Origin of the sequence: Methanosarcina flavescens (assembly GCF_001304615.2) — an archaeon.
GTDB lineage: Archaea > Halobacteriota > Methanosarcinia > Methanosarcinales > Methanosarcinaceae > Methanosarcina > Methanosarcina flavescens.
Genome location: NZ_CP032683.1, coordinates 1,625,169 through 1,647,141, shown reverse-complemented (window position 1 = coordinate 1,647,141; position 21,973 = coordinate 1,625,169). Strand labels below are relative to the sequence as shown.

The following is a 21,973-nucleotide window of genomic DNA, read 5'->3' as shown; positions in this document are numbered from 1 at the left end:
TAGATAATGAAGCTGTTTTTAGCTTCAAAACCTTTTTTTACAATAAAGCAAGCTACAAAGTGAGTTTTTACGCCCATGACCTTGAATAAAGCAGTAATGGAAATCCGACAGCGGATTAAAGTTAAACCTTCTCCTACAGACGAGCCTGCGGCGAGCTGGACAGGGGTAGACCTTGTAAATGGAATCCAGGTAAATACTCTAACGATAATCTTCAAGAGCGCAGGCTGCCGCTGGGGAAAAGCTGGAGGGTGTACCATGTGCGGCTATGTCTATGACTGTGCAAGTGAGCCCCCAACTCTGGAAGATTACAAAGCCCAGCTTGCAAGAGCAATGAAGAAGGCTGAAAAATTCCCTGAGTTTATGGTCAAGATATTTACCTCAGGCAGTTTTTTTGACGAACTGGAAGTGCCTATTGAGGCAAGAGATACAATCCTCAAAACTCTTGCAGACAATCCCAGGGTAGTCAAAGTGCTTGTTGAAACCCGTCCCAACTTCGTAACTGAAGAAAATGTGCAGGAGTGCCTTAAAATTCTGAGAAGTAAGCCTTTTGAGCTGGCTTTCGGGCTGGAGACCAGCTCGGACAGGATTCGCAGGGACTCTATTAATAAAGGTTTTACCTTCGAGGATTTTATCCGTGCTGCAGAAACTGCAAGAAAGAGCGGAGCAACTGTAAAAGCATATCTGATGCTAAAGCCTCTTTTCCTTTCCGAACGCCAGGCCATAGAGGATATTGTTCGTTCCATAGATGATGCAGCCCTTTACGCAGATACAATTTCTATCAACCTCTGCAATGTCCAGAAAGGTACCCTTGTCGAAGCTCTCTGGGTAAAAGGGCAGTATCGTCCTCCCTGGCTCTGGAGCATAGTAGAAATCCTCAAAAGGGCAAAAGCGGCCCATCCAGACCTCCCCCTTATGTCAGATCCCGTTGGGGCAGGCTCAAAACGCGGCCCCCACAACTGTAAACTGTGCAGTTCAGACGTAGCAGACTCTTTGAGAACTTTCTCACTTACTCAAAATCCGGAAGACCTCAACAAAACAGACTGTGAATGCAAGGAACTCTGGAAAAAAGTCCTGGAACTTGAGGATTTTACTTATGGGACACCAATTTTAGATTAAAAACCGTAAAGAAAAATTTTATTTGAACTGAGTGGGAATATTATACCTGGCCATCATGAGAAGGTCAGCATATCTCCCATCCTTTCCGCCCATACTCCTCAGGAATTCTTCTGTAAAGCCAACGCTTTCAGTAGTCAGGGCAAAGGGTGTTTGCCCTGACTTCTTTTTGCCTTCGCATCTCATTGATGTCTTGAGCATCACTTAACCTGATAGGTCTGATAATTAGATTCACAAAATACTTCTCAAATCATCTTATCAAATTTCGTGTTAGTTATAAAATTGTCGGGTTGTCTATAATTATTCTTATGACTTTTCTAACTTGCAGACCATAGTTCCGACACCGCAATCGGTAAAGAGCTCAAGAAGCATGGAGTGAGGGACATTTCCATTTATTATATGGGCCCTTTCGACCCCGTTTTCAACCGCAACTGCTGCGCCTTTAAGTTTTGGAATCATACCTCCCTGTATAACGCCTTCTGAGATTAGAGGCTCAATATCTTCCAGAGCCACACAAGAGATACGGCTGTTGGGATCCTTTATGTCTTTAAGCAGGCCTGGGACGTCAGTCATCAGAATAAGCTTTTTAGCGTGTAAAGCTGCCGCAATGTCACCTGCTACTATATCTGCATTAATATTCAGAGCATTGCCTTTTACATCCACTGCAATAGGAGAAATGACCGGAATGTAACCGTTCTCAAGCACTATATGAAGGATGTCAGGATTGATCACTTCGCACTCTCCAACCCAACCAATGTCGACTTCAGTTTCGATACCGTCGACTATTACCTTCTGTGCACCCTGTTTGTGCCCAAGTATCATTCTACCGTCGTGACCGCTGAGCCCGATGCCTTTTCCTCCAAAAACTCCTATGAGGGACACGATTTTAGTATTGATATTCCCGACAAGTACCATTCTGGCAATCTCCATAGTCTCGTCATCTGTGATACGTAGCCCCTGAAAAAATTCAGCCTTCTTGCCCATCCGCTCCATTTTTTCCGTAATCTCAGGCCCGCCCCCGTGAACAATAACGGGTTTGATTCCCACGTAGCGCAGGAGCACAACATCTTTTATAATATCCTCCATGATCTGGGGATTAACCATTGCGTTTCCGCCCACTTTGATAACCATGATTGAGTCATAGAACTCCTGCATATAAGGCAGGGCTTCAATGAGTACGTTTTCTCTCTTAAGTTCCATGATGTAGGAATCAGAAAATCAGTTTTTAAACTTATCGTTGAAGGCTCTGATTAAAACCCGAAAAATGTGAAAAATACAAATATGACATGATTAATTTAGAGAAGTACTGGAAAATAAGCCAGCCCGGATAGTAATAAAATTAAAGACCAGTCCAGGCTAATTCTACATCTGGATATTAAAGAAAAAGAAAGAACCCCAATTTCAGGGCATGTGAAAGAAATTAAGTTTGTTCAGTTTATTCGAGCTTTTCTATCTTTTCTTTCTTGACAAAGGGCTTGCTGATTTTCTCAGGCATCCAGTCAGGCCTATTTTTAGGGGCGTCGACAATTTCCTTCCATGCCTTGAAAACGTGCACCTTCTTTGTCCCGCGTTCTCTGAGGCGGATGATATCCGGTTTGGATTTAGTCCCGGAGCCCCGGTTTGCAGCTTTCAGGGCAGCCTGCCGAGGCTGTTTTCCAGTGAAAACTCCGTGCTCATTGCCATCTTCGTCTCGTAAAACAAAATTTCTTGTGTTGGACATAAAGGTCACCTCGCAAATGTATTGCTAGACACTGATTAAGTTTTAAAGTATATAAAATCTTTCTTCAGGATGTTGCCTATAGTTATTGGTTTATACGAAAATTATCTAAATTTGCGAAGGATATATAAACTAAATTTTTCCATATTGTCGGTAAAATGAGAAATATTTAAATAATTATCCCTTGTTAAAAATGCAGTCCAAAATAAGTTTCAGGAAATGGGTTTTGGACACTTATAATACTTAAGTTTATTGTACTTTTGGAAAAAAAGTATGAAAAGCACAAACTTTACATGCTATAACTCCTTATGATCATTATATTTTTCCAAATGGAATAAAATTGTATATCTATCAAGACACATTTTATAAAATCAAACTCATCTTTTCATGGATCTGGTTAATTATGGAACATTGTATCTTCAACCTCCCGGACGTCCAGGCCAGCAAACCAAGTATAGCTATAAACCTTACCCGTGTAGGGGTAACAAATGTGAAAAAACTCGTTGAAATCAAGCGAAAAGACAAACGCCCCATTGTATTGATTTCAACTTTTGATGTTTTTGTTGATCTGCCATCCGATCGGAAGGGAGCAAACCTCTCGCGCAACTTCGAAGCAGTAGACGAAGTACTGGAGAAAGTACTCAGCACACCTGTATACGAAATAGAGCAGTTGTGTAGTGACATTGCACATAACCTGCTTGGCAGGCATGAATATGCTAATCAGGCAGAAGTTCGGATGAAAAGTGAATACATGATCAGACGTGCTTCCCCATCAACTGGAATCAAATGCCAGGAAGTTGTAAATATCTTTGCTGAAGCATCTGCCGTAAGGGGGGCAGGGAACGATGACTATTTTGACGTAAAGAAGCTAATAGGCGCCGAAGTTGTAGGAATGACAGCTTGCCCCTGCGCTCAGGAGATTATGAGAGATAAGGCTGCAAATGAGCTTTCCGAGCTTGGAGTTGACAGGGATACAATTATAAAATTCCTTGAGAGGGTCCCCATGGCTACCCATAACCAGCGCGGAAGAGGTATTATCTCAATCAAGGTAGCACATGATTTCGATGTTTCCCTCGAAAGCATCATTAACATCATCGAGCGCTCTATGAGTTCCAGCGTGTATGAGGTTTTGAAACGCTCAGATGAGAAAGTCGTTGTAGAAACTGCACATATGAATCCAAAATTTGTAGAAGACTGTGTAAGGGCTATGGCCGACAATATAGTAAGAGAGTTTCCGGATCTTCCTGATAATGCGGTAATCACCATCAAACAGACCAATGAAGAAAGTATCCACAGACACAATGCTTTTGCCGAAAGGGTCGCTCTGATGGGAGATCTCAGGATGGAAATCAATCAAGAGTAAAAAGATAGGAGAGCATAAACAAAAATAGGCTAATTTTATACTTTTAAGTCATGGAAGTCTCTGAAAAATACTCCTTAGAGACTCCCTAAAAGACTCCTCCAAAATAGTTTTGAAAACCATTATCCTAAAAAGTTTTTCTAAAAGGTTTTTACAAAGATTTCACAAAGGCTCACTACTCAGCTTTTGATAACACTTTTTTCTAAAAAGTTTTTGATAAAAATTTTTTCTAAGAATCTTTTTGGTAAAACTATTTCCTAAAAAAAATTCACACAAACTTTATTAGAGGGCCTTGACAACCTATAAGCAGTTAAATAATAAGGGACTTACAGGGCCTAAGATGCCAGCGTCCTGGAAGCCCTCGAGGTGAGAACATGGCTGAAGCTGAAGTAATCACAGCGGTAGGGCGAAATAAAAAATCCATTAAAGCGGGAGACACTGTCAAATACGTGAACAGTGATACAATCAGCCGCGTAACTGAAATCAAAAAAGACGAGCAGGGGAATGTATGGGTTCTGCTCGAAAGTACAGACCTCTGGTATAAGGAAGAAACTCTGGAGCCAACTGAGCTTAAAGCTAAAGAAAAGAAAGAAGAAAGGGAACTCACTGCGGAGGAACTGGAAGAAAGATTTAGAAAACAGAGAGAAACAATGCAGGCCTTCGATCTCGGGAAAGCCGGTGGCGGTGGAGCTGGAGGATAAATCTTCTTCCTGCACTTTAAGAACTTTCTCTTTTAATATTTTCCATTTTACATAAATACCAAATATTTTCTTGTAGTTCCCTATCTTCAATATTGTCTCATTGTGCTCAATATAATTAATTCAGTTTATCTTTTCTGTAATTTTATCCTCTGCGCAAGAATACACTTGCCGCCGTGCCTGCCGCCGAGAGGGCTTTGAGGCGAACCCAAAGAGTTCATACATCGAGCCATCACGGCTGCACCTCTGGCAAGTCCGTCATCTACAAAGACTACTCTTTCATCTATTTTCGGAGCAAGATTCATCTCATCCAAGCATTTCAGGATCAATTTGGGTTTATTTCCTGTAATACCTGCTCTGCCTGTGATTCCTATAGTTGTGTCCTCAAAGATAAGCCCTTCTTCTTTTGCAACCTTGATCAACCTGCAAACCACGCCTGCCATAACCTCGTCAATGACAGCATAGACAACTTGGAGTCCGTGAGTCTTACAGATTTCCATGCCTATAGCACTGAGCTTGCCCATATCGGAGCCGTTTTCTCCTACATCGCAACCTATGAGTATTACGCCTATCTGCTCGGCAGCATCCGGTCTTACAGGTACGCTTCCGTACCTCTTTCTATTCTTTGGGACTTTTTCTATAATGATAAGTTCATGAATACGCTTTGCAAACGCTTCAATTGTCTTAGCCTTCATCTTCAAGGTAAGAAAAGAAGGAGTTTTCTCTTTCTCAAAGACTTCAAGAGCAGTTCCTACTTTTGAATCCACGATCTTCGAGCCACGGATAATCGCATCAGGAATTGCTCCGGCATATCCACAGAAGTTGCCTACTGTTTTTGCGTACGGCTGGTCAGGACTTGTAATCCTGCCATCAAGGGTTGTCCCAAAATCGATAGATATACAGGGATTCCTGAAGTCGACATCTGTAAGCTGAGCTGCTTCCTTAATTCCAGCTGTGGCAAGTTCTCCTTCCATTTCATTTGCAACAATTTCAACACCAGTTGAGCCTATTGGCGGCGTTACGCTTGCGACAGCTCCGTCAAAAATTACCTCTTCCAGCTTACTGTATTTCTGGAACCTTTTGGAAATATTTGAAATGGACATGGGAGGTGTCATATTTTTGGGTGGAACCCCTGCCATCAGGCACCCATCTGCCAGGGCTTTAATAAATTCACCTACCTCATCAGGAGAATCAAAACCTGCAACAACCCCTGTGGAACGAACTACAAAGTCCAGATCGGTCTTTATGTCAAGGTTAGCTCTTTCCACCGATTCTGTGAGGGTATCGCGCACCAGTTCTGCAACTGACTCACGAGTAAGTTCAACACCTGTAAGTGTCTTACCGAACACGATTTCACCGGGGTTGGGAGGACGGACATCTCTTGTCATCCGCACGACCTTGTTTATGATATGAGTCCTTCCAGTGTCCATATTGGTAGCCGTAAGAATAGATTTGGTTGTTGTATTTCCAACTTCTACAGAAGCTACAATAAAGAAGGGCTTTGACTTAAGATCAATCAAACGAACTTGGGGGGATTGTGTAATTCTAGGTTTCAGAGCCATTTTTAATTCCTTCCTGAGGATCTGCATATAAATGCAGTTTATATAACAGATTGTTTTGTAAACTTAATCTGAAGACAATTAAGGTCTACTTGAAGATTATTCAAACGAGTTGAGGCCATTTCGAACGAGTGAGATATTAAGATTTAGGAGTCAGCGTTTGAGATTAGATATTTCCGAGTTATTGCTTTTCCAGAACCTTAAAAGATATCTAAAAAGAATATAATTAATCAATAAAGAAGATTAACAAAAGCTTATAATAACCTTTGCTAAAATATTCAGATGGGGAATTCAATAAAGTTTAAATCTTTCTTCAGATTCGGCTTTTTAACTTTTAGTTTTTTCTTTATATTAATTTATTCAATGTCTATGTTCATCTATATCATCTTTTCTATATATCTGTCGCTTATTTATTATTCCTGTTTGTCATTCTGATCTCAAGTAGATTTTTCTCTTCTACGACCTGCTTCTTACTACCTTTTTTGACGCCGCCTCTATGTTTATTCAGATATCTCCTGTAAAGAAGGATTTTGATTTCAGAGTAATGTTTTCAGAGTTCATTTGACAGATGTACATAAAAATAAATATACGCCTAATTATAAAGAGCATAAAATATAAACGACATAACTATAAAAAAAGTGTATATATTTAATAAATATTATAATCGTATGTAAATATAATAATCACATGAGGCAGGCACTGAATCGATTTCTGAATAACAATCAAGCCTGAAGCCACTTTCTGAGATTTTTAAGTAAACCTGCATTGGAGGCTCATAATGCCACTTGATCCTATCTGCAAGAAAATTATACCTGACAATACTCAATACATTTCGGACTACGGGGGGAAAAGCTATTATTTCTGCAGTCCTGAATGCAAACAAAAATTCGATGCTCTGGAAAAAAGTGTAATCCGACTCAAACGGAGTCTTAGTGAAAAAGAGAAAATCTCCTTTGGAAAACTGAGAAAAGATATCATAAAACCAGGCATCTGTACTCTCTGTGGAGCCTGCGCAGCAAGCTGTGAATACATAACTATCGAGGGCGGCGTACCAAAACTGGTAGGTCCCTGCAAAGCCTGTGGAGTCTGTTACTACCAGTGCCCAAGAACCATAACAACGGAAGAAGGGCTTGTAGGTTGTTTCCGTTACGCATACGCTGCAAGATCTGCAATTCCTGAAGTAAGAGGCCAGGACGGAGGGGTCGTTACCTCACTTCTCCTTTATGCTCTGGAGGAAGGATTGATAGATTGTGCTGTGGTTACTACCCGCTCAAAGGAAGAGCCTTGGAGACCCATACCTATTGTCGCGAGGACCAGGGAAGAGATTCTTGAGAGTAGCGGTAGTATTTACTCTCATTCCATGACGCTTGAAGCCCTTATGAGTGCAATCAAACAGGGAATGAACAGCATTGCTTTTGTAGGGACAAGTTGTAATATAGACGCTGTTACTAAAATGCAGAAAAGTTCTTACGGTTTTTTGCACCTCTTCATGAGGGCAGGGTACTCAAACTTGGGCTTTTTTGTATGGACACCTTCTCATATGAGGGAATTAAAGCCGTGCTAGGGAGCTATGGAATTTTGCTGGAGAACGTAAATGCTATGAAAATCCGGAGAGGAAAATTCGAGGTCACTATGAAAGATGGAAAGCAGCATGTCCTCGACCTCAGCGAGTTTGATGAACACCGGAGTTCTTCCTGCCGCTTTTGTACGGATCTTGCCGCCGAAAATTCGGATATCTCCTTCGGAGGAGTTGGTAGTCCCAGAGGCTGGACTACAGTCCTTGCCCGCTCAGCCATAGGGTATGAGATCTTCAACGAGGCTGTAGACAATAGCTATATTGAAGCCCGGCATCTTGAGGACGATGAACTTGAAAGAGTACTCAACCTCGCAAAAATGAAGAAAGTCCAAATGTATGATATAAGCAAAAGGCAGAAAGCATAAAAATGAAGAACGAAAAGAAGTTTATCATCATGCCCCAGCTAAAAATTTGAAATTTTTCTATTTTTATGACATAATTCGGCAGCTAGCAGGCTTAATCTCTCGCTGCTAGTTACAAATTCAAATATAAAATTTGTTTACAGTAAGCTACCCAAATTAAAGATTTCATTTGTCATAAAGCACCTGTCATAAAGCACTTCTCCAAGCGAATTGAAAAGCGGCTTATCTTATTCTTAAGTTAACCCTGCTGACTCAGGTAGATATTCTTTTTCCAGATTAGCCCCCTTGAACAAAGTACAGCGAGTGAAAAGGACCCATCCTCCCAAGACGGGACTCGGGCAAAACGGAACTCGGGTGAGACAGAACTCAGGATACAGTTCTATTTTCTCGAGGGGGCATTAGACGCAGGGGGAGATGAATATATATTTATTCAATTAACCTGTTTCTATTATGCAGCAACCAACGGCATTCTATTCAGGATTATTCTATTTTTGAGGAACTTTCATGATCACAAAAGAAGATGTAGAACACATCGGCTGGCTTGCTCGCATTGATATCAGCGAGCAGGAGACAGTCGAATTTATGGAAAAACTTAACTCAGTACTGGGATACCTCGGACAGCTTGATGAACTGAGGACCGAAGATGTAGCTCCCACTTATCACGTGGCTGAGATATATAACGTATTCAGGGAAGATGTGGTGGAAAAATCCATCCCGCAAAAAGTTGTTCTTTCAAGCACCGAACACAAACAGGATGGGGCTTTCAGAGTTCCGAAAATTGGCTGAGGAGGATTTTTGATGGCAAAATGGATGAGTGTTGCACAGGTTAAAGAGAAAATTAAAGAGAGCTCAGCCGAAGAAGTAACAGCTCACTACCTTGAAACTATAGGAAAGAGCAAAATTAATGGTTATATAACGGTATCTGACAAAGCCCTTGAGCAGGCAAAAAGAATTGATAGCGAAGGACACAATGGTCCTCTTGCAGGCGTGCCAATTGCGATAAAGGATAATATTTCCGTAGCCGGATTGCCAAATAGCTGCGGTTCGAAGATTCTTGAGGGGTATGTCCCTCCATTCAATGCTCATGTTATCGAGAAGCTTCTTGAAGCGGGAGCAGTAATCCTCGGAAAAACCAATATGGATGAGTTTGCGATGGGCTCTTCTACGGAAACCAGTTACTACGGGCCAACTGCAAATCCCTGGGACCTTGAAAGAGTGCCGGGCGGATCTTCCGGAGGCAGTACAGCAGTTGTTGCAGCAGGAGAAGCTCCTTTCGCCCTCGGTTCGGACACAGGCGGATCCATACGCTGCCCTGCGGCTTTCTGCGGGGTTGTTGGGCTTAAACCTACGTACGGAGCCGTTTCCAGACATGGAGTAGTGGCTTACGCAAATTCTCTTGAGCAGATAGGGCCTATTGCAAATAATGTAACAGATATTGCTGTCCTTATGGATGTCATAGCTGGCTACGACCACAGGGATTCTACTTCCATTGACTGTGAAATTGAATATCAGAAAGCCCTTGTCGACAATGTAAAAGGACTTAAGATCGGGGTACCGAAGGAATTTCTCGGAGAGGGCACACATCCAGATATCGAAAAAGCCGTATGGAATGCCATACACAAGTTTGAAAGTCTCGGAGCGACCTGGGAAGAGGTCTCCATGCCGAATATAAAGTATGCCCTTGCTTCATATTACATCATTGCAATGAGTGAAGCCTCTTCAAACCTTGCCCGTTTCGACGGAACTAGATACGGGTTTAGAGGAAGTGGCGAAAACTGGCATGCGATGGTTTCGAAAACAAGAGCTGAGGGTTTCGGGAAAGAAGTTAAACGAAGAATTCTGCTTGGAACCTATGCCCTTTCAGCAGGGTACCACGACAAATACTATTTAAAAGCCCTGAAGGTCAGGACCCTTGTGAAGCAGGACTTTGACAGTGTGTCCTCAAAATTTGATGTGCTTATGGCTCCAACCACACCGAACCCTGCTTTTAAAATAGGAGAAAAAATCGAGGATCCGCTCACCCTCTACCTTTCGGATGTTAACACCTGCCCAATCAATCTTGCAGGAGTTCCATCAATTTCCGTGCCCTGCGGTTTCACTGACGGCCTGCCAATAGGGCTTCAGATAATTGGGAGGCCTTTTGACGAACCTACTGTACTGCGTGCAGCATATACCTTCGAACAGAATACCGATTATCACACAAAGAGACCCCCGGAGGTGGCATAAATGGTCTATGAAAACCCTGATGGGGTAAGAATCGGGCTTGAGATCCATATCCAGTTGAACAAACTTAAAACCAAGATGTTCTGCGGCTGCTCTACGGACTATCACAATGCAGCTCCCAATACTCACACCTGCCCTGTTTGCCTGGGTCTTCCGGGAGCGCTTCCTGTACTGAACAAAAAAGCAGTGGAAGCTGCAATTAAAGTGGGGCTTGCCCTCGAAGGGAAGATCGCAGAAGAGACGCAGTTCCACAGGAAGAACTACTTCTACCCTGACCTTCCCAAAGGTTTCCAGATTACGCAGTATGATTTCCCAATCGTAAGCAGAGGAAAAGTCGTAATTGAGGGTGAAGACGGGGAACATACGGTAGGGATCACAAGAGCCCACATGGAAGAAGATCCTGGAAGGCTTGTGCACATAGGGAGCATAGAGAAATCAAAGGGTGTACTTATAGATTACAACAGGTCAGGTATGCCTCTGATTGAGACTGTTACAGAACCCGACATGCGCAGCCCCAAAGAGGCAAGAAGGTTCCTTGATAAATTCAGAAATATCCTTGAGTATCTTGATGTGTTTGACGGCAACTTGGAAGGCGCAATGCGTGTGGATGCAAATGTCTCTGTCCACGGGGGTACCCGCGTTGAGATCAAGAATATCTCCTCTCATAAAGGAGTGGAGAGAGCCCTTCTCTATGAGATTATGCGCCAGAAGAATGTGATCAGGCGTGGAGGAAAAGTCGTACAGGAAACACGCCACTTCGACGAGGGCAGGGGTGTTACTCTCCCAATGAGGACAAAAGAAGAAGCTGAAGACTACCGGTACTTCCGCGAACCCGACCTCACGCCTATGTGCGTTACAGACTGGATTCCTGCAATTAAAGAAACCTTGCCTGAACTTCCGGATGCCAAGCGCTCCCGTTTCATGGAGCAGTATGGAATTACAGATATGCATGCGCGGTCTCTTACATCAAAGATTATGCTTGCTGACTTCTATGAAGGGGTCTGTGCAGAAGGTGTAGATCCAAAGCTTGCAGCCACCTGGACGGCTGACGTATTCCTAGGAGAGTTAAACTACCGTGATCTTGCAATCTCTTCTTATGATGGGGAGAAGATAGGCTTCATCCATGCAAAAGATCCGAGAATAAAGAAGTCCTTTAAAGTTTCGGATATGGTAGAACTGGTTAACCTCTTTGATGAAGGTAAAATCAGTGACAGGGCTGCAGTTGAAGTTATTCGAACCATGCTGAACACCACTGAGGAAAAAACCCCATCCCAGATTATCGAAGAAAAGGGGCTTTTCAAAGCCGAAGACGATCTGGTAACTAAAGCTGTTGCCGAAGCAATCACCGAGAATGAAGCTGCCGTACAGGACTATCTTGGAGGCACGGAGAAATCCCTGAACTTCCTTGTGGGGCAGGTCATGAAAAAGACAAAAGGTACGGCAGACGCAAAAACTGCACGCGAACTGATAATCAAAGAACTAAAAGGGTAACCCGGCAGGGTTCACCTTTTATTTAATTTAAAAACAGGTACCATTTTAAACCTCTTATAAGACTATTTATCGAATTGCTTTTACTATAAGCGCTCTTTTGAGCTTCTTTTCTCTATCTATTATTGAATAAATTTTCTGCCTGGATATGATTTAAATAATTCTTAAATTAATAAAGTTCAGGTCTACGATCTTCCAGAATCGAGCCAGTTTGCCTGATTTTTTTTGCTTCCTCAAGATCGATTTCTCCGAGAAGAATACATTCCTTTTTTCCAGCTTCTCCCAGAATCCGACCCCATCCGTCAGCAATAAAAGAGCCACCTGGATAATTTGAGTACCTGTCTTTTCCCACCCTGTTGCAGGCGATATGAGGCAGCTGATTTTCAATTGCCCGGGATAAAGACATAATTCGCCAGGGATATAGATAAAAATCTGGTATTTCGGCAGCTGATACCAGCAGGTCGGCTCCCTCAACTGTCAGTTTTCGAGCTACCTCAGGATACCGGAGTTCGTTACAGACTATGAGCCCTATGGAAAGTCCATGTTTCTGCAGCCTAATAGGGTGTATCCGGTCTCCAAGTGCAAAATATTCTTTTTCAGGACCATAAAGCTGAGTTTTCCTGTGTACGCCTGCAAGCTTTCCGGATTCTATGCAAAAACCGAGGTTGAACTGAGGAGAAAGCTGTCTTTCTTTACTTACGCCTTCCATTTCTCTCTTTTCTATTATTGAGCCTGCAAGAATACACTCATATTCTTTTGAAAAATCACATAAAGCTTCCAGCGTAGGGCCTGAGACCGTCTCAGCCACTTCCTCTATCCGATCATAACAAAATCCTGTTGAGAAAACTTCAGGATAAACGAGCAACTCCGCCTCTTTAGAAACCGCTTCTTCGCCCAGGTCGAGGGCACGCTCAAGATTTTCCTGTTTTGAGCAAAGTGAGATATTCATCTGGATGCAGGCGGCTTTCACGTTAGTCACTCTTTAACTTTGATAGTCTTAATCGTAATTTTATATTTTTAGATTGGAATCGCAATGCAAATTGAGAATAGTTAAAAAATAAATACTGTCGAGCAACGCTTTACATACAAAATTAATGAGCATATAAATAATTTTCTATTATTTATATGGCTAATCCAGAAGTCAGCACTTGCCGTTAACTGGGGTACTTAATTGCAGGAAAATAGAAAAACCACCTGTGAAATCTGGAGGGTTATCTTCTATTCTAATCTTAAACACTTCTCCAAATTTCCTTTTTGTTACTGAAAACTCTCAGTAATCACTTTTTTCAAACTTTCTCCTCACTTCAGACGGAACCATGTTAAAAGGACATCCGAAGTAGATGCAGTGTGAACATTCGTATCTCCATATCGTCAGCAAGAAAATCAAAATGGAAACTGAGTAAGTAAACATCAGAAATGGCTCTCTCAAAAGCCAGGGAATAGGGAAAAAAATCACGATTAAAAATCCCAGAGTAGTAATAGCAAGATCAAATTTGCCTGGAGGATACGGTCTGGGTTTGAAATATTTTGGCCAGCCCCAGTTCATCATGCATCTCATTTTTTTCTCACTCGTTACATAGTAAGGGCAATGGGTGCAGAAAAAACGCTGCTCTAAGGCGTAAAAGTGAAAAAAGACTAAAAAAATGTAGGCAAGCAGCCACCCTGTTGAGTAAATCCCAATTGCAAGTCCTGCCGAACATAAAATAGTCAATGTTATGAGATTCCAGTACAGAAAGTCCTTAAATTCGTGCTTCTTTTTAAGAGATATACATTTATATGAGCCTGATTCCTGCAGCTCTTCTTCTGAAAACCCAGCATCCCAAGAAAAATCGTCCCCTCTCTTAAACGCTACTTTCACGCCTGTAGGTGCCCTATTCACAGGGCACTCGAAATTAATGCATCTTATACACTCATACCGGTGGGCAGTCAAAATGAAAAGAACCCACGCAACGATATAGGCTCCCAGCATTATCGGTTCCCTGACCAGCCAGTAGACCGGAAAAAGAAAAACAGGCAAAGCTCCAAGAACAATCATAACCTTCTCAAAAAGGCTGTGAGGACCGGGTCGGGCTTTAAAAAGTTTTGGCACTCTCGGGGGCATGATACATTTTACGCAGCCTTGACTCCTGATATAATAAAGGCAGTGGATGCAGGCAAAACGGAGTTTAATAATAAGGAAGAAAAACAGGGCTATTCCTATGTAAACAGCTACCCATTTGATTGAATTTCTGGCAATCGCTATTGAACCGATAAGAAAAGGGATAAAATTAAGGAAATTCCAGTAAAGGTGGTCCTTTAGAGAATGTTTTGTTTTTAGGGGTATCGACATGTTCGGAGAAGACATATAAGAAATAAAATCACATAAAATCAGATAAAAGTTACTAAAGGGGAGGAAACATTGAAAGAAAACATGTCTAGAATTAAACTCTATATCGCCTGCAGTCTCGACGGCTTCATAGCCCGAGAAGACGGCAGCATAGACTGGTTAACAAAATATGATAACAATCCTGAAACAGACTACGGCTATTCTGAATTCTATTCCTCGATAGGAACAGTCCTAATGGGCAGAAAAACCTATGAACAGGTTCTGGACTTTGGAAACTTATGGGGAAAAAAGTCATATGTTTTCACACGACAAAGCGAGCCCCTGCACCGGGAAAAAAACGTAGAATTTGTTTCCGGAAACGTCGGGGAATTTGTTTGCCGGCTTAAGGAAAGTACTGATGAGGATATCTGGCTCGTTGGGGGATCACAGCTTATAAAGGCATTCCTTGAAGAAAATCTGGTCGAAGATCTGATTGTTACTATTGTTCCCATTATTCTTGGAGGTGGGATTCCACTGTTTGATCGGATTGGGAAAGAAATAAGATTAAAGACCGGAAGGGTTGAAAGATATGAGAACGGGCTGGTGGGAGTGGGGTATAAGGTTCAGGGTTGGTCACAAAAATAACCGGAATTTAACTTATTGAAAATGACCCAAAGGCACTTTCAATAAATATATATATCTTTAAATCCAATATTAGTTTGATTTCAAACCAATTACGTCAAGGCCACATTAAATATAAATATATATAGAACGAAATACTAGTAATTATTTGGAAGTTGGATTATCCCAGCTTCTTAAAGAGAAGAATAAAACAAACCAGATAATGAAGGAAATTTTCACTTTTGAGAAAAAGACTTTCCATTTTATGGAATTTGGAATCAATTTTGGATAAAGAAAATAATCAAAATAATACAATTGTGTTAACCTGTGTAACCGAGAGAAAAATTATATATCGGTAATCAGAATAAATAATACTAATTCTACTTGAACCAACTTAAGAAAAAAAGTTCCAAACTAAAAGTCAAAGACCGAAAACCCAGACATTAGCCTGGGAGGACGTCGTGTGAGAAGTCATGAAGAACATGCTTAAAACTACAGTTTTGCTTGCCGCCCTTACTGGTCTCATGATCGTGATAGGAAGGGTTATTGGGGGACCGACTGGAATGGTTATTGCTTTTCTTTTTGCAATAATCCTGAACTTCGGAAGCTACTGGTACAGCGACAAGATCGTACTCAAAATGTACAGGGCAAAGGAAGTTTCCCCAGCGGAAGCTCCGAACCTGCACAGGATTGTTGATGGGCTCGTTATGAGAGCAGGGATACCAAAGCCTAAAGTATATATCGTAGAGTCCGGAATGCCGAATGCCTTTGCAACCGGCAGAAATCCACAGAATGCGGCTGTGGCTGTTACAACCGGGATTCTTCAATTGCTCTCTTATGAAGAAATGGAAGGTGTGCTGGCACACGAACTTGCACATGTGAAGAATAGGGATACCCTGATAAGTGCTATAGCTGCAACCCTTGCAGGTGTTGTCACAATGCTTGCCAACTGGGCTCAGTGGGCTGCAATTTTCGGCGGTTTCGGAGGCAGGGATGATGAAGATAGCGGCGGAATAATAGGTCTTATCGCGATGGCAATTTTAGCACCTATCGCTGCAACCCTGATTCAGCTTGCAATCTCAAGATCAAGAGAATTTGCAGCCGATGCAGAGGGGGCCAGCATTTGTAGAAAGCCCTGGGCACTTGCCGATGCCCTTGAGAAGCTTGAATACGGGAATTCCCATTACAGGCCTAGCATTTCAGACGTGCAGGCAAAGGAAAGTAGCGCTCATATGTTTATTGTCAACCCATTAAAAGGCGGAGCGATCCAATCTCTCTTCAGAACTCACCCTGTAACCGATGAAAGGGTTAGGCGCCTGAGAGCAATGAGGATCTGAAAAGATTCCTCAACTATCTCTTTTAGTCCAATTTTTTTGTCAATTTTTTCTTTAGTTCGTGTTTGATCTCTTTTCTCTATACTCTTTTTTTGCCCGGAACTTTTTAAATCATATGTGATATACACTCATGCAGAAAAAATCCCGGAATATGCCTGTGAGAAAGCACATATAAAAGAAAGTGGTAAATAAAGAAAAAAGGTAAATTCCTGATTTTATTGGGGAATCTTCAATGGAAAACAATTTTGAGATTGGCAGGATCGTCAGAGCTAAAAATATATCTGATGCATGGTACCGTGGGCTTAACATTATCTGGAACCACGGGAAGGTGATTACCGATGAAAGGGGAAGCCAGATAAGGGAATTCATGAATCTGATGGTAGTTATTGAAGATCCTTATACTGATAGAATCCCGCACGATACTGCCTGGAATGAGGAAAGGCTTGAGGAGTATGCAAAGCAGCTGATCTCAGGTGAAAACATACAGGACTTTGAGTACACTTACGGACAACGCCTTAGAAACTGGAGCGGGGAAGTGGACCAGATAAAATATGTAATCGAAAAGCTGCAGGAAACCCCGACATCAAGGAGAGCAATAGCAGTCACATGGATCCCATCAGTAGATACTAAAGTTAACGAAGTCCCCTGCATGATGCTCGATGACTTTAAGATAAGAGATGGAAAGATTCACCTTACTACTCTCTTTAGAAGCCACGATTTTGGTGGAGCTTATCCGGCAAACCTTTACGGGCTCTCGAGACTCCTCGAGTATGTAGCCGATCGGGTTGGAACCGAGCCAGGCACAATCACTACTGTTAGTATCTCAGCGCATATCTATGACCATGATTGGGATCAGATAGAAAACATCGTAAAAGGGGTAAACTGAGCTTTGATCTCATCAATCGTTCTTCGAATTTACTCGAATTAATTTAGCCCATTAAATCTTATAACTTTGATTAAGTTTTTTGCAGTTCTAGAAAACAGTCTTCAAAATACTAAAAATAAGCACCTTAGTCTGAGGAAAATCAAAACAAAAATAAAAGAGTTCTGGTACACATGCGTGTTTCTATCGATAAATCCTCAATTAAAGGGGAGGTTTTTGCCCCATCTTCAAAGAGTTACACTCACAGGGCTATAACTCTGGCAGCTCTCTCAAAAGAATCAATTGTCAGACGTCCTCTGATTTCAGCCGATACCCTTGCTACAGTCAGGGCTTCCGAATTATTTGGAGCTTCGATTGAGAAAATGGAAGACAAGCTTATTATCCATGGTAATAATGGGAAACCCAAAGTCCCCGATGATGTGATCAATGCCGCAAATTCAGGGACAACCCTTCGCTTTATGACTGCAGTAGCAGCCCTTACTGAAGGGATTACAGTGCTTACAGGCGATGCTTCCCTTCGCACCAGGCCAAACGGACCTCTTCTTGAAGTTCTCAATAAATTGGGAGTAAAAGCCTGTTCCACGCGAGGAAATGAGAGAGCTCCGCTTGTGGTTAAAGGAGGAATAAAAGGGCAGGAAGTGAGCATTGATGGTACTATTAGTTCCCAATTCATCTCTGCCCTCCTCATAATCTGCCCACTTGCTGAAAACAGCACCATTCTTTCCATTAAAGGCCAACTTAAATCAAGACCTTACATTGATATAACCCTTGAGATGCTTGAACTGGCAGGTGCCAAAATACACACAGATGACAGTAATGGTACCAGATTTACAATACCAGGCAAACAGAAGTATGATTTCAAAGATTACACTATTCCAGGTGATTTTTCCTCTGCATCCTATCTGCTCGCAGCCACAGCCATGATCGGCGGCTCGGAAGTTACAGTCAAAAGCCTTTTCCCTTCAAGACAGGGAGATGAGGTAATCATTGAGACTTTGAGACAGATGGGAGCAGATATCATCTGGGATAAAGAAGCAGGTAATGTGACCGTCAGGGGGGGAAGAAGATTAAAAGCTATAACCTTTGATGCAGGGTCAACTCCTGATCTTGTTCCGACCATTGCTGTTCTGGCTGCAGTTGCCGAGGGAACGAGCAGGATTGAAAACGCTGAGCATATCAGATATAAGGAAACAGACCGTCTGCGTGCCCTTGCAACCGAACTTCCAAAGTTTGGGGTAGACCTTAAAGAGGAAAGGGACAGCCTGACCATCACTGGCGGAAAACTGCAGGGAGCACAGGTTCACGGTTGGGATGACCACAGGATCGTTATGGCACTTACTCTGGCAGGAATGGTTGCAGGAAACACAACCATTGACACAACCGAGTCCGTTTCTATTTCTTACCCGAATTTCTTTAAAGATATGCGCAGTCTTGGAGCAAGAATTAAGGATATTTCAGAAGAATAAGTTAAAATAAGATCTGGATCTCTAGGTGCAGATTAGCTGTAAATTAGATGCTGTTTTAATGCCAAAATTTAACATTGATAGCTGATAGTGGGAAAAACTCTCAAACACTCAGTATTTTCTTTTTTGAATCAACCTCCAGTCGGTCAAAGAAATTATTCACATCTTAAATTAACCAGAACAAGAATTAGGTAAATAATAAGAAATAAGAAATAAGAAATGGCATAATACTTATACAAAATATCCATATCTAAACTTATGGAAATAAACTGTAAATGTGGAAATAGGTGCATAAAACCAGTTTCGGAAGTATTAAAAGATATTGATTTGTTCTATAAGCCCTGTAACAATTGTAAAGCAGAAAATATAAAGAAATTTTCTCCTCTAGCCGATCAGATTAACTTAGATAAAATTGATAATTATTTTGGGAGTTGTAAATGCGGTAAGAGGCACCTTGATGTTGTAATGTCTCACGTGCTAAAAGTAATGATTGATGAAGGAATAAAAGATAAAAAAGCTAATTTAAGGAATTCATGTATTCCTCTTGTGACTCTAGGCTATCCAATTAATTCTCCTCCCTATTTGTCTGAGAATTCTTTAGTAATATTATCTAATGAAATGGATAAAAAAAGTGCTGAAAGAATTGTTAAAGAGGTTGGGGAGGTCAAAGGAGTTTTAAAGGGAGATATAAGAAAAACAGTGGGTATAAAGGATACTGATTCTAACCCTCACGTATACGAACTTCTTGCTGGATGCGATTTGAGATGTGATATTATACAGACTCCTTACGGTGCTTTAGGAATATACAAATATCAGCATGAAATCCATGTAGAGTTTCCAAGGATAGAATTTCCCAAAATAGAGATACTTGAGAAAACTTTGAAAAATTATGATAGACCTGCTGTTCTTGATTGTACATGTGGTCCAGGGACTTTAGGAATCACATGCCTTAAAGCCGGAGCGCGAAAAGTAATTTTTAATGATATATGGAACCCTGCAATAGAAACTACTTTAATTAATTTGGGAGCTAATGGATTTCCAGTTAAACCATCAGATAGTGGAGATGAATTAATAGCTTCTGGAGACAAATTTGAAGTTTACAGCATGGATATAAGAAAACTAGTGAATTGTGTGGATGAGAAATTTGATATCTGTATTGTAGATACATTCCCTGGGGTAGATACAACAGAATTCGTAGAGGCTGCAGGGAAATTAGGCAAAAAAGTTGTCGTAATTTAAAGTAAAAGTATATGGGGCTAAAAGGAAGGAATGTTGTTTGAAGATCCCTCTCAAGTTAAAGATAAAAACCGTTGTCGAATGCTGGAATTTATGCTAGCATGAAAAAGCCTAAAAATTTATGATAAACTGCACATTTATTATATTTGATATTCTGGAAAACTCTGCTCGTTAATTTTTTGGTATTGCTTTAGAGCAGGCTCTTTAATAAATAGCCGTTTTCGGAAGAATTAATAAGAGTCATTGTAGAAAAAAGAGACAAAAAGTAGGCCGGAGGCCTACTCTGTTTTAAAGTTTTTAATTTGTTGAGTTTACCTTGCTGGAACGACGAGGGATCTCTCACCAGCAGGCATGAACTCTCTCAGGGCACCGCGGCCGAACTCTTTCCTGGGCTCAGCGAAGTTGAAGGGCAGGAGTTCGTCAGCGAAGCAGACCTTTACGAGTGGGTTGACGGTGAATGCGTCTCCACGACCTGCGTGGGCTGCCTGAGCGATACCTGCGTATCCACCCTGGTGACCGACGTTCATTGCGTAGTTGGGGTAGTTTGGACCACGGAGTTCGTTTGGAAGACCTTCGTCGCCCTGGTAGGACAGAACGTTTGTAGCACCGCACTGGTCCTGCAGGTCGTATCCGAAGAATCCAAGTCTGCCCCATGCTTCCTTGTGCAGGTACATGGAGAGGTACCAGCCTGAGAGTCCGGCATTGGCGTTTGAGGTTGCGAGGGCAGTTGCGACACCGGCTGCGGCTGCGAGCACGGTTGCTCTCTGGGAACCTCCGAAGTGGTCTTCAAGGGCAGTCGGGAACTTCTCGTAGGTCTCGATACCGTAGATTGTGGATTCGGTTGCGATGTCCTTTACGACGTCGAGGGTTGCTTTTATCTTGTTGTCCTTGCCGACGTTTGCAGCACCGTTGTACTTGTCGTTGATGTAGTCAACGTCATAGTACACGTTGTTGTCGAGGATGTCATCGGTGTATGCAGCTGTTGCATACTGGGTGAACCCGACACCACCGGACATGTAGGATCCGAGCCAGATCTGGTCGTAGAGCATACAGCCTGCACCGACGACTTCAAGGGCTACCTTTGCTGGGTCGTCAAGGACTTTGCGGCTTGTCTGGATGATGTCTGACAGGTGACCGAAGGATAGTCCACCGGGCTCGTTTGGACCACGTGCACGCCTTGCTGGGAGCATTTCGCCCATTGAGACAAGAGCTGCGTGCTTTGCAGCGAAGGACAGGTCAGCGACGGCTGCTTCACCGGCGCACATTGCGTATGCGGAGATGAAGGACATACCGATCTGCATGGCTGCCCACCTTGAGGTCTGAGCACCGTCAGTTGTTCTGGAGACAATTGTTGGGATGTGGATTGCCTGCCAGGAGGTCTTGCCGATGGAAGCCTTAATCTGGGCTGCCTGTTCTTCTGGGAATTCCTTGTTGATGTCAATGAGGAACTGCTTGTCAATTTCGTCTGCAAGTGAGTCGTCACCGGTAAAGACCTTGACGTAGCAGTCGTCAACAAGGGCAGGGTGGGTTTCAACCATCATTTCCTGAACCACTGCTGCACCGGGCATGGCATGGTTAAGGACTTCAAGGTAGTGGTTAATGGTTTCAGGGGTAACTTCCTTACCCAGCCTCTTCTCAAGAGTCTCGTGAGCCATGTCAAGACCGACAATACAGGTTCTCCTGATGTCGTCCCAGAACTGCTGCATTGCAGCGTTGTTGACGAAGTGCAGGTCGTCAGGTTCACAGACCATGTCAGTACCGGAGATGGTGTAAGGAGTGATTGCACGCTGACCGAGGGGAGCACCAGAGTGCATCATTGGGTTGTAGAATGCAAGGCCTCTCTTTTCTGCAATTTCCTTACCGGCCTTAATCATTTCGACCTTTCTGTCGTCCTGTTCAGGGCCCAGTCTCAGGAACTTTGTGGTATTGCTGGTGATGTCGCCGCCTGTCTGCTTGTTTGAACCAAATTCCTGTGCGAATTTGACTTCCATACTCTTTTTAAATTTTTCAAAAATGTCTGCTGCCATCGTGATCA

18 protein-coding genes and 1 pseudogene are annotated in these 21,973 nt (G+C 42.4%); 12 read left to right on the top strand and 7 right to left on the bottom strand.

The features are described 5' to 3' along the window. Positions 1–75 precede the first annotated feature (75 nt). Positions 76–1,116, top strand: coding sequence for an archaeosine biosynthesis radical SAM protein RaSEA (locus tag AOB57_RS07380; protein ID WP_054299700.1), 1,041 nt, complete (start codon positions 76–78; stop codon positions 1,114–1,116). A gap of 18 nt (positions 1,117–1,134) precedes the next feature. On the opposite strand, the gene AOB57_RS07375 is transcribed toward AOB57_RS07380, so the two are convergent. The 3 genes from AOB57_RS07375 to AOB57_RS07365 all read right to left on the bottom strand — a co-directional run bounded on the left by AOB57_RS07375 (position 1,135) and on the right by AOB57_RS07365 (position 2,833). Then, a complete protein-coding gene (locus tag AOB57_RS07375) occupies positions 1,135–1,314 on the bottom strand; it encodes a hypothetical protein (RefSeq protein WP_054299701.1) in 180 nt (59 codons plus the stop codon). A gap of 105 nt (positions 1,315–1,419) precedes the next feature. Then, positions 1,420–2,313, bottom strand: coding sequence for an acetylglutamate kinase (gene argB / locus AOB57_RS07370; RefSeq protein ID WP_054299702.1), 894 nt, complete (start codon positions 2,311–2,313; stop codon positions 1,420–1,422). A 235-nt stretch (positions 2,314–2,548) separates the two neighbouring features. Beyond that, the gene (locus AOB57_RS07365; RefSeq protein WP_054299703.1) at positions 2,549–2,833 is read right to left on the bottom strand and encodes a non-histone chromosomal MC1 family protein; all 285 of its coding nucleotides are present in this window, start codon (positions 2,831–2,833) and stop codon (positions 2,549–2,551) included. A 400-nt stretch (positions 2,834–3,233) separates the two neighbouring features. On the opposite strand from AOB57_RS07365, the gene mptA reads away from it, so the two are divergent. Further along, positions 3,234–4,193: a GTP cyclohydrolase MptA gene (gene mptA / locus AOB57_RS07360; RefSeq protein WP_054299704.1), complete on the top strand. Its 960-nt coding sequence runs from the start codon at positions 3,234–3,236 to the stop codon at positions 4,191–4,193. A gap of 371 nt (positions 4,194–4,564) precedes the next feature. Next, positions 4,565–4,891 (top strand): DUF2098 domain-containing protein, encoded by a 327-nt coding sequence (locus tag AOB57_RS07355; RefSeq protein ID WP_054299705.1) that lies wholly within the window; start codon positions 4,565–4,567, stop codon positions 4,889–4,891. Positions 4,892–5,016: 125 nt separating this feature from the next. Here AOB57_RS07355 and AOB57_RS07350 read toward each other — a convergent pair whose 3' ends face one another. Then, positions 5,017–6,450: a methanogenesis marker 14 protein gene (locus AOB57_RS07350; protein ID WP_054299706.1), complete on the bottom strand. Its 1,434-nt coding sequence runs from the start codon at positions 6,448–6,450 to the stop codon at positions 5,017–5,019. A gap of 775 nt (positions 6,451–7,225) precedes the next feature. Between AOB57_RS07350 and AOB57_RS07345 the strand changes: the two are divergent. The 4 genes and pseudogenes from AOB57_RS07345 (at position 7,226) to gatB (ending at position 12,099) form a co-directional block, all read left to right on the top strand. Then, positions 7,226–8,388 (top strand): annotated as a pseudogene (locus AOB57_RS07345) (Coenzyme F420 hydrogenase/dehydrogenase, beta subunit C-terminal domain). A 501-nt stretch (positions 8,389–8,889) separates the two neighbouring features. Next, the gene (gene gatC, locus AOB57_RS07340) at positions 8,890–9,171 is read left to right on the top strand and encodes an Asp-tRNA(Asn)/Glu-tRNA(Gln) amidotransferase subunit GatC (protein WP_054299707.1); all 282 of its coding nucleotides are present in this window, start codon (positions 8,890–8,892) and stop codon (positions 9,169–9,171) included. A 12-nt stretch (positions 9,172–9,183) separates the two neighbouring features. Next, positions 9,184–10,611 carry an Asp-tRNA(Asn)/Glu-tRNA(Gln) amidotransferase subunit GatA gene (gatA, locus tag AOB57_RS07335; RefSeq protein WP_054299708.1) on the top strand — a complete coding sequence of 476 codons (1,428 nt, stop codon included), beginning with the start codon at positions 9,184–9,186 and terminating at the stop codon, positions 10,609–10,611. Further along, positions 10,612–12,099 (top strand): Asp-tRNA(Asn)/Glu-tRNA(Gln) amidotransferase subunit GatB, encoded by a 1,488-nt coding sequence (gatB, locus tag AOB57_RS07330; protein WP_054299709.1) that lies wholly within the window; start codon positions 10,612–10,614, stop codon positions 12,097–12,099. Positions 12,100–12,265: 166 nt separating this feature from the next. On the opposite strand, the gene AOB57_RS07325 is transcribed toward gatB, so the two are convergent. Beyond that, positions 12,266–13,075: a nitrilase-related carbon-nitrogen hydrolase gene (locus AOB57_RS07325; protein WP_082384310.1), complete on the bottom strand. Its 810-nt coding sequence runs from the start codon at positions 13,073–13,075 to the stop codon at positions 12,266–12,268. Positions 13,076–13,366: 291 nt separating this feature from the next. Next, the gene (locus AOB57_RS07320; protein ID WP_054299710.1) at positions 13,367–14,440 is read right to left on the bottom strand and encodes a hypothetical protein; all 1,074 of its coding nucleotides are present in this window, start codon (positions 14,438–14,440) and stop codon (positions 13,367–13,369) included. Between the two features lie 54 nt (positions 14,441–14,494). On the opposite strand from AOB57_RS07320, the gene AOB57_RS07315 reads away from it, so the two are divergent. The 5 genes from AOB57_RS07315 (at position 14,495) to AOB57_RS07295 (ending at position 19,941) form a co-directional block, all read left to right on the top strand. Continuing rightward, entirely contained in the window at positions 14,495–15,046 is a 552-nt protein-coding gene (locus AOB57_RS07315) for a dihydrofolate reductase family protein (protein ID WP_054299711.1), read from the top strand. Between the two features lie 449 nt (positions 15,047–15,495). Then, positions 15,496–16,359 (top strand): zinc metalloprotease HtpX, encoded by an 864-nt coding sequence (gene htpX, locus AOB57_RS07310; RefSeq protein WP_054299712.1) that lies wholly within the window; start codon positions 15,496–15,498, stop codon positions 16,357–16,359. A gap of 229 nt (positions 16,360–16,588) precedes the next feature. Next, positions 16,589–17,242, top strand: a complete 654-nt coding sequence (locus AOB57_RS07305; RefSeq protein ID WP_054299713.1) for a thymidylate synthase — start codon at positions 16,589–16,591, stop codon at positions 17,240–17,242. A gap of 170 nt (positions 17,243–17,412) precedes the next feature. Further along, positions 17,413–18,705, top strand: a complete 1,293-nt coding sequence (gene aroA / locus AOB57_RS07300) for a 3-phosphoshikimate 1-carboxyvinyltransferase (RefSeq protein ID WP_054299714.1) — start codon at positions 17,413–17,415, stop codon at positions 18,703–18,705. A 255-nt stretch (positions 18,706–18,960) separates the two neighbouring features. Beyond that, on the top strand, positions 18,961–19,941 hold the full coding sequence (locus AOB57_RS07295) for a 50S ribosomal protein L11 methyltransferase (RefSeq protein WP_054299715.1): 981 nt from the start codon (positions 18,961–18,963) through the stop codon (positions 19,939–19,941). Between the two features lie 308 nt (positions 19,942–20,249). Here the strand turns inward: AOB57_RS07295 and mcrA are convergent, their stop codons facing one another. Then, positions 20,250–21,965 (bottom strand): coenzyme-B sulfoethylthiotransferase subunit alpha, encoded by a 1,716-nt coding sequence (gene mcrA / locus AOB57_RS07290; RefSeq protein WP_054299716.1) that lies wholly within the window; start codon positions 21,963–21,965, stop codon positions 20,250–20,252. Between the last annotated feature and the right edge of the window lie 8 nt (positions 21,966–21,973).

Coding starts and splice junctions, on each gene's coding strand:
- argB (WP_054299702.1), bottom strand. CDS start 2,313: ATGGAACTTAAGAGAGAAAACGTACTCATTGAAGCCCTGCCTTATATG.
- aroA (WP_054299714.1), top strand. CDS start 17,413: ATGCGTGTTTCTATCGATAAATCCTCAATTAAAGGGGAGGTTTTTGCC.
- mcrA (WP_054299716.1), bottom strand. CDS start 21,965: ATGGCAGCAGACATTTTTGAAAAATTTAAAAAGAGTATGGAAGTCAAA.
- AOB57_RS07350 (WP_054299706.1), bottom strand. CDS start 6,450: ATGGCTCTGAAACCTAGAATTACACAATCCCCCCAAGTTCGTTTGATT.
- AOB57_RS07320 (WP_054299710.1), bottom strand. CDS start 14,440: ATGTCTTCTCCGAACATGTCGATACCCCTAAAAACAAAACATTCTCTA.
- AOB57_RS07355 (WP_054299705.1), top strand. CDS start 4,565: ATGGCTGAAGCTGAAGTAATCACAGCGGTAGGGCGAAATAAAAAATCC.
- AOB57_RS07380 (WP_054299700.1), top strand. CDS start 76: ATGACCTTGAATAAAGCAGTAATGGAAATCCGACAGCGGATTAAAGTT.
- gatA (WP_054299708.1), top strand. CDS start 9,184: ATGGCAAAATGGATGAGTGTTGCACAGGTTAAAGAGAAAATTAAAGAG.
- mptA (WP_054299704.1), top strand. CDS start 3,234: ATGGAACATTGTATCTTCAACCTCCCGGACGTCCAGGCCAGCAAACCA.
- AOB57_RS07365 (WP_054299703.1), bottom strand. CDS start 2,833: ATGTCCAACACAAGAAATTTTGTTTTACGAGACGAAGATGGCAATGAG.
- htpX (WP_054299712.1), top strand. CDS start 15,496: ATGAAGAACATGCTTAAAACTACAGTTTTGCTTGCCGCCCTTACTGGT.
- AOB57_RS07375 (WP_054299701.1), bottom strand. CDS start 1,314: ATGCTCAAGACATCAATGAGATGCGAAGGCAAAAAGAAGTCAGGGCAA.
- AOB57_RS07305 (WP_054299713.1), top strand. CDS start 16,589: ATGGAAAACAATTTTGAGATTGGCAGGATCGTCAGAGCTAAAAATATA.
- AOB57_RS07295 (WP_054299715.1), top strand. CDS start 18,961: ATGGAAATAAACTGTAAATGTGGAAATAGGTGCATAAAACCAGTTTCG.
- gatC (WP_054299707.1), top strand. CDS start 8,890: ATGATCACAAAAGAAGATGTAGAACACATCGGCTGGCTTGCTCGCATT.
- gatB (WP_054299709.1), top strand. CDS start 10,612: ATGGTCTATGAAAACCCTGATGGGGTAAGAATCGGGCTTGAGATCCAT.